Annotated in this window: 12 protein-coding genes; 6 read left to right on the forward strand and 6 right to left on the reverse strand. The window is 40.9% G+C overall.

The annotated features are described in order from the left end of the window. Together QNK26_RS07755 and QNK26_RS07760 are read left to right on the forward strand one after the other, a co-directional pair. The coding region (locus QNK26_RS07755; RefSeq protein ID WP_319222011.1) for an AraC family transcriptional regulator at window positions 1-550 on the forward strand (550 nt) is incomplete at its 5' end. Between the two features lie 116 nt (window positions 551-666). Continuing rightward, window positions 667-2,706, forward strand: coding sequence for an alkyl/aryl-sulfatase (locus QNK26_RS07760; protein WP_319222013.1), 2,040 nt, complete (start codon window positions 667-669; stop codon window positions 2,704-2,706). 100 nt (window positions 2,707-2,806) lie between these two features. On the opposite strand, the gene QNK26_RS07765 is transcribed toward QNK26_RS07760, so the two are convergent. Further along, a complete protein-coding gene (locus tag QNK26_RS07765) occupies window positions 2,807-5,092 on the reverse strand; it encodes a hypothetical protein (protein WP_319222015.1) in 2,286 nt (761 codons plus the stop codon). A gap of 287 nt (window positions 5,093-5,379) precedes the next feature. On the opposite strand from QNK26_RS07765, the gene QNK26_RS07770 reads away from it, so the two are divergent. Continuing rightward, window positions 5,380-7,233 carry a PQQ-binding-like beta-propeller repeat protein gene (locus QNK26_RS07770; RefSeq protein WP_319222016.1) on the forward strand — a complete coding sequence of 618 codons (1,854 nt, stop codon included), beginning with the start codon at window positions 5,380-5,382 and terminating at the stop codon, window positions 7,231-7,233. 59 nt (window positions 7,234-7,292) lie between these two features. Here QNK26_RS07770 and QNK26_RS07775 read toward each other — a convergent pair whose 3' ends face one another. Continuing rightward, window positions 7,293-7,889 (reverse strand): type II secretion system protein, encoded by a 597-nt coding sequence (locus QNK26_RS07775; RefSeq protein WP_319222017.1) that lies wholly within the window; start codon window positions 7,887-7,889, stop codon window positions 7,293-7,295. A gap of 323 nt (window positions 7,890-8,212) precedes the next feature. Here QNK26_RS07775 and QNK26_RS07780 point away from each other — a divergent pair, with 323 nt between their 5' ends. The 3 genes from QNK26_RS07780 to QNK26_RS07790 all read left to right on the forward strand — a co-directional run bounded on the left by QNK26_RS07780 (window position 8,213) and on the right by QNK26_RS07790 (window position 12,008). Further along, the gene (locus tag QNK26_RS07780; protein ID WP_319222019.1) at window positions 8,213-9,682 is read left to right on the forward strand and encodes a peptide MFS transporter; all 1,470 of its coding nucleotides are present in this window, start codon (window positions 8,213-8,215) and stop codon (window positions 9,680-9,682) included. A gap of 785 nt (window positions 9,683-10,467) precedes the next feature. Beyond that, window positions 10,468-10,623 (forward strand): hypothetical protein, encoded by a 156-nt coding sequence (locus QNK26_RS07785; protein ID WP_319222020.1) that lies wholly within the window; start codon window positions 10,468-10,470, stop codon window positions 10,621-10,623. A gap of 320 nt (window positions 10,624-10,943) precedes the next feature. Next, window positions 10,944-12,008, forward strand: a complete 1,065-nt coding sequence (locus QNK26_RS07790; RefSeq protein ID WP_319222022.1) for a hypothetical protein — start codon at window positions 10,944-10,946, stop codon at window positions 12,006-12,008. Window positions 12,009-12,338: 330 nt separating this feature from the next. Here QNK26_RS07790 and QNK26_RS07795 read toward each other — a convergent pair whose 3' ends face one another. The 4 genes from QNK26_RS07795 to QNK26_RS07810 form a co-directional block, all read right to left on the reverse strand. Beyond that, window positions 12,339-13,283 (reverse strand): ABC transporter permease, encoded by a 945-nt coding sequence (locus QNK26_RS07795; RefSeq protein ID WP_319222023.1) that lies wholly within the window; start codon window positions 13,281-13,283, stop codon window positions 12,339-12,341. Window positions 13,284-13,288: 5 nt separating this feature from the next. Continuing rightward, window positions 13,289-14,263, reverse strand: a complete 975-nt coding sequence (locus tag QNK26_RS07800) for an ABC transporter permease (protein ID WP_319222024.1) — start codon at window positions 14,261-14,263, stop codon at window positions 13,289-13,291. A 170-nt stretch (window positions 14,264-14,433) separates the two neighbouring features. Continuing rightward, a complete protein-coding gene (locus QNK26_RS07805) occupies window positions 14,434-15,984 on the reverse strand; it encodes an ABC transporter substrate-binding protein (protein WP_319222025.1) in 1,551 nt (516 codons plus the stop codon). 109 nt (window positions 15,985-16,093) lie between these two features. Continuing rightward, window positions 16,094-16,502: ABC transporter ATP-binding protein (locus tag QNK26_RS07810; protein WP_319222027.1), on the reverse strand; the 409-nt coding region annotated here is incomplete at its 5' end.

Here is a 16,502-nt window from a genome sequence, read left to right on the forward strand (position 1 = left end):
CATTAATGGCTTTGTTGATTCCGATTCGTTTATAAATAATGTTGATCTAGTTAGAAGTAAGCCTAAAAGTGCACGGCCTTGGTTAGAGTATTTCAGCTGTGATGTTAAATTTAATCAGGAAGTGAATTGTTTATGGCTAAATAAATCAATATTAACGCAATTTTCAGTGAAAAACCTGATGCGTGAAAAGAGAATGATTGAAACTTCGGTGTTAGATAAAATGTCGTTAACTGAAAAAATTGAACGCTTGATCCACAGTTCGATCGCGAATAATGAGCCAACGCTTAATGAAATTGCAGTGATGCTGAACATGAGTGTTCGCTCTATCAGTCGTAGTTTAAAAGAAGAGGGATTGAGTTTCAGAGATATCTTAAAGCATAAAAGACAGGAACTGGCCTTGTATTATTTAAGTAACACGGATGAATCGATTTTAACTATTTCAGAAAATTTAGGTTATAAAAACATGGGTAACTTTACCCGCGCTTTTCAAACCTGGTTTGCTCAAAGTCCTTCACAGTATAGAGATGAACATAAAAGTAAGCTATTTTGATGTTCGAAAGCTAAATGTATAGGTTGCCTGATAAGTGGGCGCAAAATGATAAATTGCTTGTTAATGAGTTGTGGTATTTTGTTGTTATCCTCCTACTACATAATGGCTATATGCGTATGTTTAATAAAAAAAATTTAAGAGTAGTAATCCAAAAAAAATATAATTTAAATAAAGTGTTACCGTTAGTCGTTATTGCTTCTGGCAGTTTATTGTTAGTGGCCTGTGGACCAAAGAATGATGATGTATTCCCCAGCTCTGGACCCGATAAATATGGTTTTACAGCGGCATCTGAGCATACTATTAAATTAAATAAGTCAGTATTAACTGAACTTCCTTTCGAAGACAAGCAAGACTTTACTGATGCTAACCGTGGTTTTATCGCCACGTTACCAGAGTTCGTTGTTAAGTATAAAGACGGTACGACGATCATGGACTTGTCGGAATATAATTTTGTTAATGGCGATGCTCCAGGCAGTGTTAATCCCAGCTTATGGCGTCAAGCTAAGCTAAATAATATCAACGGTCTGTTTAAGGTCACTGATGGTGTTTATCAAGTTCGTGGATTTGATTTAGCCAACATGACCGTTATTGAAGGTAAAAAAGGCTGGATTATTGTTGATCCACTGACAACGTCTGAAACAGCCAAAAAAGCACTGGACTTTGTCAACCAAGAACTTGGTTACCGTCCTGTTTCTACTATTGTATTTACGCATAGCCATATGGATCATTTTGGCGGTGTATCCGGATTGCTTGAAGCGGCTGGTAATGATGTCGCTGATATTGAAGTTGTTGCTCCAGGTGGTTTTATGGAAGAAGCGACCAATGAAAATATTATCGCCGGCCCTGCGATGAGTAAACGTGCGAGTTACATGTATGGTAATTTATTACCACGTTCAGAAAGAGGTCATGTTGATGCGGGTCTTGGTAAAGCGGTACCGTTTGGCACCTTTAGTATTCTAGAACCGACATTAACAGTGCATAACGATGAAACCCAGATTATTGATGGTGTTGAGTTTGAGTTCCAAATTGTATCAGGTACTGAAGCACCGTCAGAATTCACATTCTACCTACCTAAGTTTAAAGCCTATTGTGGTGCCGAAATGGTATCCAAGACAATGCATAACCTATACACATTACGTGGCGCACAAGTACGTGATGCAGTGGCGTGGAGCAGGTCGATTGACGAAGCCATTGATAATCAGAAAGAAGCCACCGTTTATTTTGGTAGCCATCACTGGCCGGTCTGGGGACAGGAAAACATTCATGATTTCTTGGTTTCACAGCGCGATACTTATCAATATATCCATGATCAATCAGTCCGTATGCTCAATGCGGGCTTAACGCCAAAAGAGATCGCAGAAGAGATCGTGATGCCACCTAAGCTTGCAAATACATTTTCTAGCCGTGGCTATTACGGCACAGCGAAACATAATGCCAAAGCGATATATCAAAAATACCTTGGTTGGTATAACGCCAATCCCGTGACGTTAGACCCATTGCCTGAATATCAAACTGCGTCTAAATACGTTAAATTAATGGGCGGTGCTGATGCGGTTATTGCAAATGCCAAAGCAGCATACGATAAAGGCGAATATCGTTGGAGCGCTGAATTATTAAATCACGTGGTCTTTGCCGATGCAGATAATGGTGATGCGAAAGAATGGTTAGCACGTAGTTATGATCAACTTGGCTATCAAGCTGAATCTGCGCCTTGGCGTGATGTTTACCTTTCTGGTGCTTATGAACTACGCCATGGGGCAGCGAAAGAGGTGATTGATCTGGCATCAATGAAAGTTATCTTATTAAAAACGCCAGTCGAGAAATTCTTTGAAAGTATGGCTGCGCGTATTATCGGCCCTGATGCATTCGGTAAAGAGTTTAAGTTAAATATTAACTTCACCGATTTAGGCAACAACTATGTGTTAACACTCGATAACGCGGTACTACGTCATAAGTTGGCGCCGAAAGACAGCGGTGCTAATGCGACTCTTAATATTAGCCATGAGTTATTCATTGATTTGGTTATTGGTGTCGCGGGTGTATCTGAAGTGCTGTTATCAGATGATTTAAGTATTGAAGGTAGCAAGCTTGGTTTAGTAAGGTTCTTCTCATTGCTTGATAAACCTGAAGGCGTATTTAATATCGTTACGCCTTAGTTTGTTAAATAAGGAAGTTTAAAAGCACGCTATATGCGTGCTTTTTTTGGAGGGGAACAGTTTGTGTTTAATCGCTAATGATTGGGTATGTAGCTACTCGTTAGAAGGTGTAATGTACTTTAATACCATAAGTACGTTCTGGACCAAATACTCCGATGACAGGACCTGATGTTGCTCCTGAGCCATAACCATAACCGTATTTCGCCAGTGTGTACTCTTCATCTAATAAGTTTTTTGCCCATAGTTTGACAGCTAGTTCACCTGTTTTTAAAGGGACCTCAGCAAGTGTTAAATCAAGGTTTAATAATGAGAAACTGTCATTCTCTAATATATCTAAACCATTATTAACGCTGTAAAATGCCCCCCGGTAAATGTTGGTTAACACTACTGTTGGTTGCCCAAAGTCAGTTTTATCAAAGCGGTAAATAAACGAGGTGAGTATGGTTTGTTCTGGTGCTTGCGGGATCGCATCGGGGACATCCTGTGTGATTGGATTAGTTACAGGGTCAACACCTGGGATTCTTGATTTTACTTCATCCTTATGGCTGTATTCATCATATTCCATTTGCAGGTATGAATAGTTGAATTTAACCATGGCATTTTTAGATAAGAAGGCGAATAAATCTAGATCAAAGCCGTAAGAGTGTGCTTTTTCTACATTGTAAGTATCCACCATTGTTGGGTGAACGCGGTTCGATGTATTTGCTTGGTGATTATCAATGTCATTATAGAAAGCGACAGCGTTTAGTTGTAGTGCTCGGTTGGCAAAATTACCTTGAAAACCGATGTCATAAGTCATCATGGTTTCTTCGTCAAAACCATCAGTGAAGTTTTCTACATTAGCAAGGGCATTAAAACCACCAGGGTTCCAACCTTTACGTATTGATGCGTAAATGTTTTTTTCACGGCCAATTTCATAATTCAATTTAATCGACGGTAATAACATTTTGAATGAGGCTGAGCTTTCAACATAGACGTCGTCTATATCATTGCCAGGCAGTGGCAAGCCTGTACCTTCCCAAGCGCCAGGACAAAGCGCGCCAGCGATAGCGAGTGCTTTAATATAAAGTGGATGGGTTGGGTCGGTAATTACCCCGCCAGTTGGCGCCAGTTGGCAACTGCCATCGTATTGCTTATTGGCATCAATATCCACCCACTCCTGACGTAAACCTGTGGTAATCGTTAACTTATTGTTGAGTATTGTTGGAACGAAACTAGCCTCACCATATACTGCAATATTTTCTAACGCGCCGTCTGTTGAAGTGGCAAAGGTCGATGTTTGCAACCCCTGATATAATTGCCCTGGTTGGAGGCCAAGGTAAGCGGTGTTATTAACATAGCGTTCGTTATCGGCATAAGCAGTCGAGTCACTGTCTTCAGTGTAATACAGCGTACCCAAGGTAAAGTTGATACGATCATTGACTAGGCTGCTGCTTAAGCGAAACTCTTGTGACCATTGGTTTACATCTAAGGTACCTCCAGCGGTTGATTGTTGTGTACCGATAACACTATCTATATTACCATCCGCATTTCTGTATGAGCTAATTGATTCTAATTTGGTGCGTTCATTAAACTGCCATTCAATACCCAAGCGATGACCTTGTGCAGTATGATTGTTGGTGTCCTCTAAATATAAATCGGTTGAAGTTTGACGATCAGCATTTGCATCACCGGGTTTTAAGCTATCACTGGCTAATAACTGGATGTAAGGACTAAGGTAATCGGCATCAGAATAATCATAAGCGTAGTCAACGGTTAGTTTTTCGTTGGGCTTCCAACGTAATGCCCCCGTCACAGCACTTGTATCCATGTCACCGAAATTGCCGATAGATTTATCATCGGTTGACTCGATAGCGCCGTCACGACTAAAACTCGAAATGCTAAATCGACCGCTTAGGGTATCGCTAAAAGGGATATTAATCATGGTCTTAGATTTAAGTTCATTTTGACTGCCGACAGAAAACTCTTGCTCTAGTTCAAAATCATCTTGCGGCTTAATCGATACATAATTAACGCTACCAGCGAGAGCATTACGACCTGAGTTAGTCGTTGGCCCCCGGCTATAGACAACATCCTCTAAATCTACGACATCAGCGGCAAGACCAACCGTTCGACCCATGTATACATCATCATGGTTAATTGTTACGGCACTATTTTTTGTCGCTTGTGTATCTAGGCTGGTAAAACCTCGAATAAAAATAGCACGTGATGCTTTTGTTGTTGGTAACGGTACTAAATTTATCTCTGGGATTTGGGGGGCTTTTGTTTCTGCTGATGCGGGTTCTATTGTTGTCAGTGCCGCTTGGTTTTTCTCGTTAGCGATAACATTCACGGAGATTAATGAACTAACAATTATCGGAGCTATGGCTATGGTTTTACCTTTCATAATGAAGACCTATCCTTGGATTAACATTTACTTAACGATGTCAGAAAAGTATCACAGCAAATGCGCATTCTACTTATCATTTTACGCCAGAAGTAACAGGTTGTTAGTTATGTCGACGGATGATGTATAAAAGTTATTATATAATATCAGTATCTTAGTTTTATTTTATAGACCGGAGATAAAGTAGGAGACAGTTCGTCACACTTGGCGTTAAATGATAAATTTGATGTTGCTAAGCTGTGATATCGTTAGTTTGTTTTCACCATTCATACGTTAGGGATTAATTCATGGATACGAATAAAAAATGTCGATTAGCCGCTCTTTCTAGTGTCGTTATGTTGTCGACATTAATGACGGGTTGCTCAATGATTAATACGGATGCACAACCTAAGGCGCGGCCTGAATATAAACTAACAGAGTGGAAACCGAGTGGTGTGCCGAACGCCGGACCTATGAGTGATACCGTACCGGTATTAAATACGTTCCACACTATGCATGGCAGTATTAATAATACTGACCAGTTGATGATTGCGACTGCACCAGAGCAAAAGCTAGCTTGGGTTGCTGAAACTCAGTTTTATGTACCAGAAGGCCCTTCGATTGATCAGCAAGGTCATTTGTACTTCAGTCCTTTCCGCCCGAATGAAGATGTGAGTCTTGTTTCTCTTGATGGTAAAACGGGTGAGCGGCGTTGGACATTGCCTGCTAACGGCGACATAAATGGTTCTGGTGCAACGCTAATCCTTAACTCTCCAGAACATAAACAAGAAGTTATTTATCATTCGACTTATCATAATATTTGGGCTGTGACGACGGATGGTAATATTTTATGGACCCAAAAAACAGGGTTGAGATGGGATGATAGCGAGTCGATTGCACCACATGCTTGGGGGGTTAATTTCATACCAGGGTTAAACGCGTTAAGCGTGGTCACGGGTAATGGTAAAATAGTATTGTTTGACCGACTAACGGGTGAAGCATTGCTTGATGAAGCATTTGATTTACCGGGCTCGCCAGCGGTGACAAATTTGGATGCTCGTCCACCTGAATTTGTGCGTAATTGGGCTGACGAAGCCGCGGAAGTGCAATTTGGCGAATCAGAAAATACCGCTGGTTTATTTACGACTATTACCGATATTATCTTCGGTGGTGGTCGTGAAGTGACGAACTTCTATGCCAGCGACCCTATTTCTAATCGTCTCTATGTTGCAGCAACCGCGCCTGATGAACTTGATGGAAGCAAAGATAATGTATCTGAGCTTGGCGCCTTGTATGCGCTAGATATTGTTGCAACCACCGAAGGACATTACAAATTAGATATCGCATCACGTTTTGATTTTGATGGCGGTACGGGGGCGACACCATCAGTATCTAACGATGGTCAAAAAGTATTTACCACCGATGATCATGGTAATATCATTGCGCTATCTCGTGATTTAAAAGAAATTTGGCGTGTTAATGTCGGTGAGCAAATTGCGGCATCACCTGCCATTAGTGCTGATAATGGCGAGATTTACGCGATCACTATGCATAAAATTGTAAAAATACAAGACAATGGTGATTCAGGTGAATTAGTTTGGGACGCAAATATTGATGTATTCCCGGGGTTTAATTCGATTAATGCATTAACACCTACTATTACCGCGAACGGTATTGCTGTGAGTATTGGTGCGGTGAACAGTTTTGGTAGCATTGACCTTATGCTTGGCGTTGGTTTTGGCATACTCGATAAAAATACCGGCGAACTGGTTAGTTTTGTTGAAGGTGCTGAAGAATCGATCGCAGTAACGGTAGTCGCACCAGATGGGGGCTTTGCTATTGGTCATTCTCCAACACGTCGGTTAGCTGCAAAAGGCATATTAGGCGATAATGCTGCGCCAATTAAAGGCGGTATTGCTCGTTATGTACCAACCAATCCTGAGCTGCTCGCTCGTGATGCTGTGTGCATGGCCGTTCGTTATACTGAGCGCCAACAAGGCTACAGCAAAATTGATAATAGCGAAGCTTACCAGTGGGATAATAAACAAATTAGCGTGTTAGTGAATCAGGCAGAGAAAGCGCTTGGACGTGACGTGGGTGAGTTAACTCAAGAGTGTGAAGCATTAACGGTGCAATTAGATAAGACTTCAAACACAGCGTAACTTGGTCTGAACATTAAAATGAACAAGCGATGGTATATGCCATCGCTTTTTTTGGCTCGTTAGTCCTGAAAAATAGTAATAACGCGCCCCGTTTCTGAGTCATAGTTAATCGCCATTTTTGCTTTTGTTGGATCGTTGGTTGTATCCCCTAGGGTTCTTAAAATATAGGTGCACTGACTTAGATCACTTCCTGAACCGCTGTTACTGACCTTGTGGCGATAAGAGGTAAAGTCAGTATCATCAGATATTTTTTGTGATACAGAAGGGGGATCTAAAAGTAGTATATTCCATAATGAAACACAGCCTTGTGCACCTTTACCTATATTTTTAGGTTTAGACATATTTACATTTTTATCAATACCCAGTGGGAAGCCGCTAGGGTTTACGTCGATAGTACCATCTGCATAGCCAGGGATATTAGCCATGTTTTGGCTTAAACCTAAAATTTGATAACGTATTTGCACAAAGCTTACGGCTTCTTGGTAAGCGGCTGCAACGGCTTTAACACGGCTTATTTCAGCATCTTCACGGAAGTTTAAGAATTTCGGGAGCGCAACCGCAGCCATAACAGCCAAAATGATGATGGTAATAGCAAGTTCAACTAGAGTGAACCCTTGCGTTGATTTAAATTTAGATGTGATAACGTACCTGTTCATTTAATCCCTGATCTTATTTATAACTACATTGTAAAGTATTAGTCTGCTTGTTACTGGTAACAGTTCGCTTTCGAGGTTCGCTAACTATATTCGTGCAGCATTATATTATTAATAGTATAAATAATGAAACCACTCTTAATATTATATGCTTTAAATTAGTGTTATGTCGTTATATCTATTAGGTTTATTATTTTTTTACATAAGTAATTGTAATGTATTTGTGTTTGTTTATGAGATCTTCCCCTCTAATTGATTACTCCTTAAGTGTTAACATCTCGGCGTATTTACCTTTCTTTACGTATTCTTAATAAAAGAGATCAGTTATGTGGAATCGCTTGAATAAATCTATGATGTGTTGCCAAATGTTATTTGGCTTATCTTTTTACGGCGTAATGATTATTTTAACCCGCTTCTTTTTAGAAGATTTGGGTTATAGCGAAGCTGACACCATGATGGTTGTTGGTGCATTTTCTGCTATTGGCCCGCTGTTTGCGATTGCGGGTGGTTTCATTGCAGATAAGTTCTTAGGGGCTTATCGCTCGTTAACTATTGCTTATCTTGCCTTTGCCATGGGTTATGGCTTACTTGTTTTCGGTGCATCGGCTGGTAATGTACAGTTGTGTCTGGTTGGTATTGCGCTAGCCAGTTACGCCCGTGGTCTTATGTCGCCGTCATATCCTAGCTTGTTCAAACGCACGTTTACCAGTCAGGAAGATTTCGAAAATGGTTACCCAGTTAACTATTCTGTTAATAATGTTGGGGCATTTTTCGGCCAGTACTTGTTCCCTATGTTGGTACTTATCGTTGGCTTTAATGGTAGCTTCTTGTTATCTGCTGCTTTGGCTGGCGTTGCTTTCATTCTTCTTATCGCTTCTCGCAAACGATTTTTAACGGTTGGAGCTGAAATTGATCAAGCGCCGGTGAGTACAAAAAATTGGATTGCCTTTACTGCGTTATCTTTAGGTATGATAGGGCTAGTATTCTTCATGTTTTCGAACATGGATATCGGTCAGAATATCATCTATGCAATTGGTGCTGCTGCGATCCTTTACTTCATTTCGTTAATGCTTAAATCTGAACGCGCAGATGCTTTGAAGATGGGTACCATCCTAATCATGACGCTATTAACAACGGCTTTCTTTGTATACTACGGTCAAATGATGACATCTATGACCATGGTAACAATTAATACCATGCGTGGTGATCTGTTTGGATTTATCCCTATTGCCCCTGAAGCGGCAATGGCGATGAATTCACTGTGGTGTATCGTTGCTGGTCCAGTGATCGTATATGCATTCTTAACACTTGAAAAACGTAATATTAACTTTACCACAGCAACCAAAATCGGTTTCGCATTTATCTTAACGGCTATCGCATTTGGTATTCTTACCATGGCAGTATTGAACGTCGGTGAAGATGCCGTTATTCGCCCTGAAGTATTCCTCGCTATTCATTTCTTCCAAGCATTTGCAGAAGTGATTGTGGGTAGCATGGTGGTGGCATTCATCTTGTCTGTGGCACCTAAACACATTGAAAATTTCTCGGTAAGTTTATACTCAGTAGCGATTGCAATGAGTGGTATCGTTGGTGCGGTATTCTCTACATCTATTGCGTTAGAAAAAGGCCAAGAGGTCACTCAAGAAATCGTGCAAACAGTTTACGGTGATTACTTTAGCCTACTAACAGGCTTAGCAGTAGTGATGGTTATTGTCGCATTCATGGCTTCATTTGTTATTCGCAAGATGCTTGAAAAGAGTAAAGAAGCTGAAGGTATGACTCCAGCTGAAGCGTAATAATGTATTGTTTTAAATAATACGTTAGGGTTTTGACTTAGGATATAAGTTATTGAGCTACTATATAAGTTATTGACCTGCGAATTTACATATGAAAAGAAGGCTTCTAAATTGATATTAGAAGCCTTCTTTATTTCTATTCTAATACTTGTTGAACCTTTTTTATAGCATCAACACTGCCGTCTATCCCATTCAATAAATGACATTTTAACCTGTTCAGAAATATAATTATTGGTAAAGGGAAGGAGTTTAGAATCACTCTTGGTATTATTTATTTTTCACTGCTAACTTGGAATTGTCCAGTTCTGGTTCGTGTAATCATGCTAAGTCGAATTTGCCCCTTTTCTTGTTAGAGTTGCAACTCACTCACAATATTTTCCATCTTTTAACTGGATGCGAAGGCGATTCTGCCTTCATAGCGACTTACAAAACAAAAAAACAGTGACCAAATTCACTTGGCTACTGTGTAACTCATTTTTTGGGGGGACGAGCGATTCTGGAGCTATTTTTATGTTCAAAAATCACATTTTGAATATCTATTTTGTTACTACCAATTATCCTTGCAGACACTCGGAAGCGTCTAACTAATTCTTGCGATTCACTTCCATTGCCAGTGCGTTACTCATGAGTTACTTTTTTAATAAACCCCCTGCAAATTGTCACTTTTTAATCTATATTTTAGAGACCATAACCTTTCGTAAAGTGTGTTTTTTATGAAAGTTGAGGCATTCTACAGCCCATTAAAACGTTAAAGTTATGGACTATATCAATGAAAACTATTCGTAGTGACTGCACATGTTTCGCATAATAGCGACCGCTTAAAAGATGCGGGTGCGGATCAAGTATTAGTGCCTTATGCCTACGTGGATGCAGAAGCTGTTGATAATTTAATGGGTAAACATTCGGGCCAGATGTCGCTTAATAGACAGATATCTGAATGAGGAAATAGAACCCTCTTTTTCAAATCCAGGATACTTTAATTTTACAAGACCGTTTTTCAATTCAACCGTATGTGTAGGGTAACGGTATTGGTGATCATACCAATAACATAGATCTATAAAGTGGAGGTCAAAATGTTCACCCATAAATTGACCAAGACATAAGACCGAAATTAAATTTCATGAAAAAAGTTCTCATTTTCTCCATCCTACTCACAGTAGGACTGATTGGATCGCAGCTACTCCCAGGGTACTTCAGAGATTCATACCATATCATTTCTGAGTTGATCACAGTTTTTACACTCATTGGTCTAGCATTTATTATGATCAATGTTGGTTACGAATTTGAATTGGATAAATCAAAACTCAGAAGCTATGGCTGGGACTATGTCGTTGCTATGACTGCAGCAGCTTTCCCCTGGATATTTGTTACCCTCTATTTCGTCTATATCCTAGGTCCTGAAGGTGCTACAAGCTGGGAAGATTGGAAGCCTGCGTTGGTCATCTCCCGATTTGCTTCTCCCACTTCTGCAGGGGTCTTGTTTTCCATGTTAGCAGCAGCTGGACTTAGTTCAACCTGGCTGTTTAGAAAGGCACGTATACTGGCGATCTTTGATGATCTGGATACAGTATTGCTCATGATTCCTCTGGGAATTCTGATGGTCGGAGCGTCCTGGCAAATGGGGGGCGTTGTATTGATTATGGCAATCCAGCTTTTTTTTGCCTGGACTTACCTTCACCGTTGGTCTATCCCCCTATCTTGGCCTTGGGTATTGGGTTACGCTGTGGCCATTGTTGGCATATCGAAAATGATCTACATCACCAGCATCCTCATCGACCAGCAAGTTCCCATCCACATCGAGATACTCTTGCCTGCCTTTGTGCTCGGTATAATGATGAAGCGTCCAGAAAGGATCCGCCCCCACCTAGACGACAACCGGGAAGAACATATTGAGGGACCGGGAAGTCCCCAGGAGCAAAAAGTTGCCACGATTGTATCTTCTATTTTCATCTTTCTGGTTGGACTGAATATGCCAGAGATTTTTAATAGTGATCTTGCCAGCTCAGATCCGCAGCTAAGTCCTGGAATGATCGCTTTTCATGTATTTATGGTCACCATCATTTCAAATGTGGGCAAGATGTTCCCAGCTTTTGTCTATAAGCGTGAAGCCCATTGGAAAGAGCGATTAGCACTGGCAATAGGCATGTGGCCACGTGGTGAGGTAGGAGCTGGTATTCTGGTTTTGGCTCTGGGCTATGGTATTGGCGGCTCAATGGTAACAGTGGCTGCTTTGAGTCTTTCTGTAAACCTTCTCCTTACTGGCTTCTTCATCTGGATTGTCAAAGCATTACTCAATTCAACCCCCGTTACTGACAAAAGTGTTTGATATGAAGAAAAAAGCGAATTTTTCGGATCATAATTGACCGTTTACATAGGTATCGCATCGCTTAATGAGGTGTTAATCTCAATCTAGCCATACTTTCTGTAATGCGAACAGTGCCCTTTGAAGCTTATACTCTAAGCCATCCTGTCCAACGCAGTAACGCTAAGTCTGTGTGAACACCAAGGGACTTTGACCTGACAGGAAGATAAGAATAACAGATAGCAATGCTGTAGAAGATCGTTTCCAGAATACAAAAAAGCACTGAACGTATTCACGTTCAGTGCTTTTCTTTTACCATTATTTACTTACATATAAACGATGGAATATATTCGCTTAACCTTTATAGATTTTCGGGTTAAACGCATCACGTAACCAGTCACCAAGCAGGTTGATTACCAGAACAAGTGTTACTAGCAATACACCTGGGAAGGCTGTGATCCACCAAGCTCCAGAGAAAATGTACTTAAAGCCGGTACTGATTAATGCACCCAGTGAAGGTTGGTCAACTGGTAAGCCTAGGCCTAGGAACGACAATGCAGCTTCTGACATGATGGCATTGGCAATCTGCACTGTTGAAATCACTAGGATAGGGGACAAGCAGTTTGGCAAAATGTGTCTAAACATAATACGCATCGACTTTAAGCCCATCACTTGTGCGGCTTCAACGTATTCTTTTTGTTTCTCGGCCAATACCGATGCACGAATAGTACGTGCATACTGGGGCCATTCGGCAACACCAATGATCACCACGAGCATGACAACGGCATACTGACTAAAAAATTCACTACCAAAGCTGGCTTTGAAAATGGCCGAGACAATAATCGCCACCATCATGGTGGAGAAAGATAGCTGCACGTCTGCAAAACGCATCAGGAAACTATCAATACGACCACCGAAGTAACCTGCAGACAGACCAATAACAATACCTAAGATTAACTGCACGCCAACGGCTAAGAAACCAATCGTCAGTGATAAGCGTGAACCATAAAGCATGGTTGATAAGATGTCACGGCCTTGATCATCAGTACCTAATAAGAAACGTTCGTCACCGTCTTCTAACCAAGAAGGGGGTAATTCAGAATCCATGATATCGATACTGGTAATATCATACGGGTCTGTTGGTGCAATTAATGGCGCGGCAAAGGCGGTGATCAAGAATGTTAAAAAGATCGCAAAACTGAACATTGCGACCTTATCTCTTAAGAAATAATAGATAAGGTCAGAGTTTTTAAAGCGTTCCCAGCGAGTAGGAACATGAGAAGAAGTCACTGTGTTCATACTAATTATCCTTTACCTGTAATGTTTACTGTTGGGTTAACGAACCCGTATAACAGATCTACAAGGGTATTTGTTACCACAAAGATTAAACCTACAAAGATGACATAAGCCGTAATTAAGGGCGTATCAACACGGTTAATCGCTTCTAAGAATAGGAAACCTGTGCCAGGCCACTGAAATACTGTTTCGGTTAAAATGGTGTAAGCAATCATAGTACCGATCTGTACACCACCAACAGTGATCACAGGTAACATGGTATTTTTAAGGGCATGTACGTAGTAAATTTTGTTTAAAGCTAAGCCTTTGGCTTTAGCAAACTTGACGTATTCAGAACTTAACGCTTCAAGCATTTCAGAGCGAACCAAGCGGATGAAAAGTGGCAACATGATAGAAGCCAATGAGATGCTTGGTAAAATCAAGTGTAAGAAACCATCCATAGTGAGGAAACCTGTTTCCCAACCCATGATATTGACGGTCTCACCACGCCCATAAGAGGGTAGCCAGCCTAGTTCGATAGAAAAAACATACATCAACATGATTGCAGTTAAGAATACTGGCACCGAAATACCAACACTACTTACTGCCATGATTAATTTTGTTAGTGCACTCTTGGGATGGATTGCCGAGTAGACACCTAACGGGATCGACACGAATACAATTATGATCGAGGCACCGAACACCAGTTCTAGCGTTGCTTGAAGTTTATCGAAAATAACTTCAGCTGCTGGTTTTTTAAAGAAATACGAGGTACCTAAATCACCTTGTAATGCATTAACAAGAAAACGGCTATATTTAGTTATGTACGGATCGTTAAGACCGAGTTCATCACGCAGTGCTTGGCGTTCGTCTTCTGATACAGATTGACCAACTAATTCGCGTAATGGATCGCCTAGATTATCTTGAATGGAAAATGCTACCAAACTGATCACGAACATTACTACCAAGGCCTGAAATAGGCGTTTGATCAGAAATGTGAACATTCCTTGTCTCCCCAAGTCATATTAAATTTATAACTTTTATAGTTATATTTTTGTAAAAACAATCGGTGTTTCTATCCTTATTTGTTGATAAAAACACCGTATAGTTAAGCTATTAAATAAGCTGCTATTTATTAGCCGCTTATTTAATTGTCGTTAGTTAACGGTAAATATTATTTAACGACAAGGTCACCGAAGTACGGGAAGTTTAGTGCGTTTACAATCGGATCAATTTGTAGAGTCGATTTTGCGCCCCAAGCTAGATCTTGCCAATGTAGCGGCACGAAAGCAGCTTCGTCATACAAGATGTTTTCAACACGTTGTAGCATCACGCCACGTTTTGCTGTGTCTGTTTCAGCATTTGCGCTGTTTACTAACTTATCAACTTCAGCGTTTGAGTATTGACCGCAGTTATAAGCACCACGACCCGTTTCAGCGTCTTTAGTCATCGTTAAGAACTCAGAGAAGTTAGCTGAATCTTCAGTATCTGAATGCCAACCAATCATCATCATGTCAGCTGAACAAAGATCAAACTCAGGCCAGTACTGTGCTTTTGGCATGGTCTTAAGATCAACTTTAATGCCGATTTTAGATAGCATTGAAGCGGTCGCTTGGGCGATTTTTGCATCGTTAACATAACGGTTGTTGGGTGCCATCATTGAAAGTTTAAAGCCATTTTCATAACCCGCATCTTTCATTAACTGTTTCGCTTTTTTCAAGTCATAACGTGGCACTAGGTCAGCGTCATAGCCTGCGTAACCAGCTGGACCTTGTTGGCCAGCTGTAGTACCAAAGCCTTTCATGATCTTCTTAACAATTGCGTCATTATTAATTGCATGTACGATAGCTTGACGTACGCGTACATCTTTAAGTGCTGGATTGCTGTTTTGGTTCATTTGGAACGTGATGATACGCGTACCAGAAACTGTTACTAGATCTACATTCTTCGCGCTTTTAACACGTTTTTGATCGTTTGGCGCAACAGGGTGGATCATATCTACATCACCAGAAAGCAGCGCTGCAACACGTGTCGCATCTTCTTTAATTGGCACAAGTGTTAGCTTGTCAACGTTACCTGGTGATTGCTTATCCCAGTAACCGTCGAAACGTTCGAATACAACTTTTACGCCTTGCTCACGAGAAGCAACAGTGAATGGACCTGTACCAGATACGTGTGTTGATGCATATGAGCTACCGTGTTTAACGATTTCAGACTTATCTTTACCGTCAGTTTTACCTGTGTAGAACTTCTTATCCATTGGGAAGATATAAGTTGCTGTTTGTAGCACCAGTGGGTACGGTTCTGAAGACACGATCTCTACCGTGTAGTCATCAATCTTGGTCATTTTTTCGTATGGAGAGAAAACGTTTTTGAAATCAACTGATGATTGTAGACGGTTGAATGTCCACACCACGTCGTCAGCTGTTAGTTGGTTACCAGAGTGGAATTTTACGCCTTGGCGTAGGTGAAAACGGAAAGTTGTGTCATTAACACGCTCCCATTTTTCAGCGATACGGCCTTCAAAATCAAAATCTTTGGTAAAACGAACCAGCGGATCAAACAGCATGTGCGACATCTGTAGTGTACCACCAGATAGCTGCTCATGTGGGTCAAGCGATACTGGGTCTGCATCATAAGCAACAGTAATGTCTGCTGCAGCAGCGCTAAAGCTTAGGCCTGCGGCCATTAGGGCAATGGCTAGTTTGGTCTTTAAGGTTTTCATTTGCATAACTCCTTCATGCTGGGACGTGACGCCCGTATATGTTGTGTTTATTTTTTTTATTGTTTAACTGTTGTTTTTTCGTATTCTTGTTATCACGAACAATTCATAGCTAGCTGGCTAATTTGTCTCGTAGGCCTTTAAATTCAGGCATTAACGACACAAGATGTTGGCTGTATTCATGTTGAGGATTGGTAAATAATTCTTCTGTCGGTGCGACTTCAAGGAGTCTACCTTTTTGCATGACACCAACGCGGTCACTGATTTGGCGAATAACAGGCAAATCATGACTGATGAATAACATGGTTAAATTCAGTTCGTCTTGTAAATCTTTAAGCAAGTTAAGGATCTGCGCTTGTACCGATACATCAAGTGCGGATGTTGGTTCATCACAAATCAATAAACGCGGACGTGTTGCCAGTGCACGAGCAATTGAAATACGTTGACGTTGACCGCCAGAGAATTCGTGTGGGTATTTAACCCCTGCCATTCTACCCAGTCCCACATGATCAAGTAGATCA

It is taken from the genome of Moritella sp. (assembly GCF_033791185.1).
GTDB lineage: Bacteria > Pseudomonadota > Gammaproteobacteria > Enterobacterales > Moritellaceae > Moritella.

What these genes read in the sequence shown, in the direction of transcription:
- QNK26_RS07760 (WP_319222013.1), top strand. Translation starts at nt 667, where the DNA reads ATGTTTAATAAAAAAAATTTAAGAGTAGTAATCCAAAAAAAATATAAT.
- QNK26_RS07765 (WP_319222015.1), bottom strand. Translation starts at nt 5,092, where the DNA reads ATGAAAGGTAAAACCATAGCCATAGCTCCGATAATTGTTAGTTCATTA.
- QNK26_RS07770 (WP_319222016.1), top strand. Translation starts at nt 5,380, where the DNA reads ATGGATACGAATAAAAAATGTCGATTAGCCGCTCTTTCTAGTGTCGTT.
- QNK26_RS07775 (WP_319222017.1), bottom strand. Translation starts at nt 7,889, where the DNA reads ATGAACAGGTACGTTATCACATCTAAATTTAAATCAACGCAAGGGTTC.
- QNK26_RS07780 (WP_319222019.1), top strand. Translation starts at nt 8,213, where the DNA reads ATGTGGAATCGCTTGAATAAATCTATGATGTGTTGCCAAATGTTATTT.
- QNK26_RS07790 (WP_319222022.1), top strand. Translation starts at nt 10,944, where the DNA reads ATGATCAATGTTGGTTACGAATTTGAATTGGATAAATCAAAACTCAGA.
- QNK26_RS07795 (WP_319222023.1), bottom strand. Translation starts at nt 13,283, where the DNA reads ATGAACACAGTGACTTCTTCTCATGTTCCTACTCGCTGGGAACGCTTT.
- QNK26_RS07800 (WP_319222024.1), bottom strand. Translation starts at nt 14,263, where the DNA reads ATGTTCACATTTCTGATCAAACGCCTATTTCAGGCCTTGGTAGTAATG.
- QNK26_RS07805 (WP_319222025.1), bottom strand. Translation starts at nt 15,984, where the DNA reads ATGAAAACCTTAAAGACCAAACTAGCCATTGCCCTAATGGCCGCAGGC.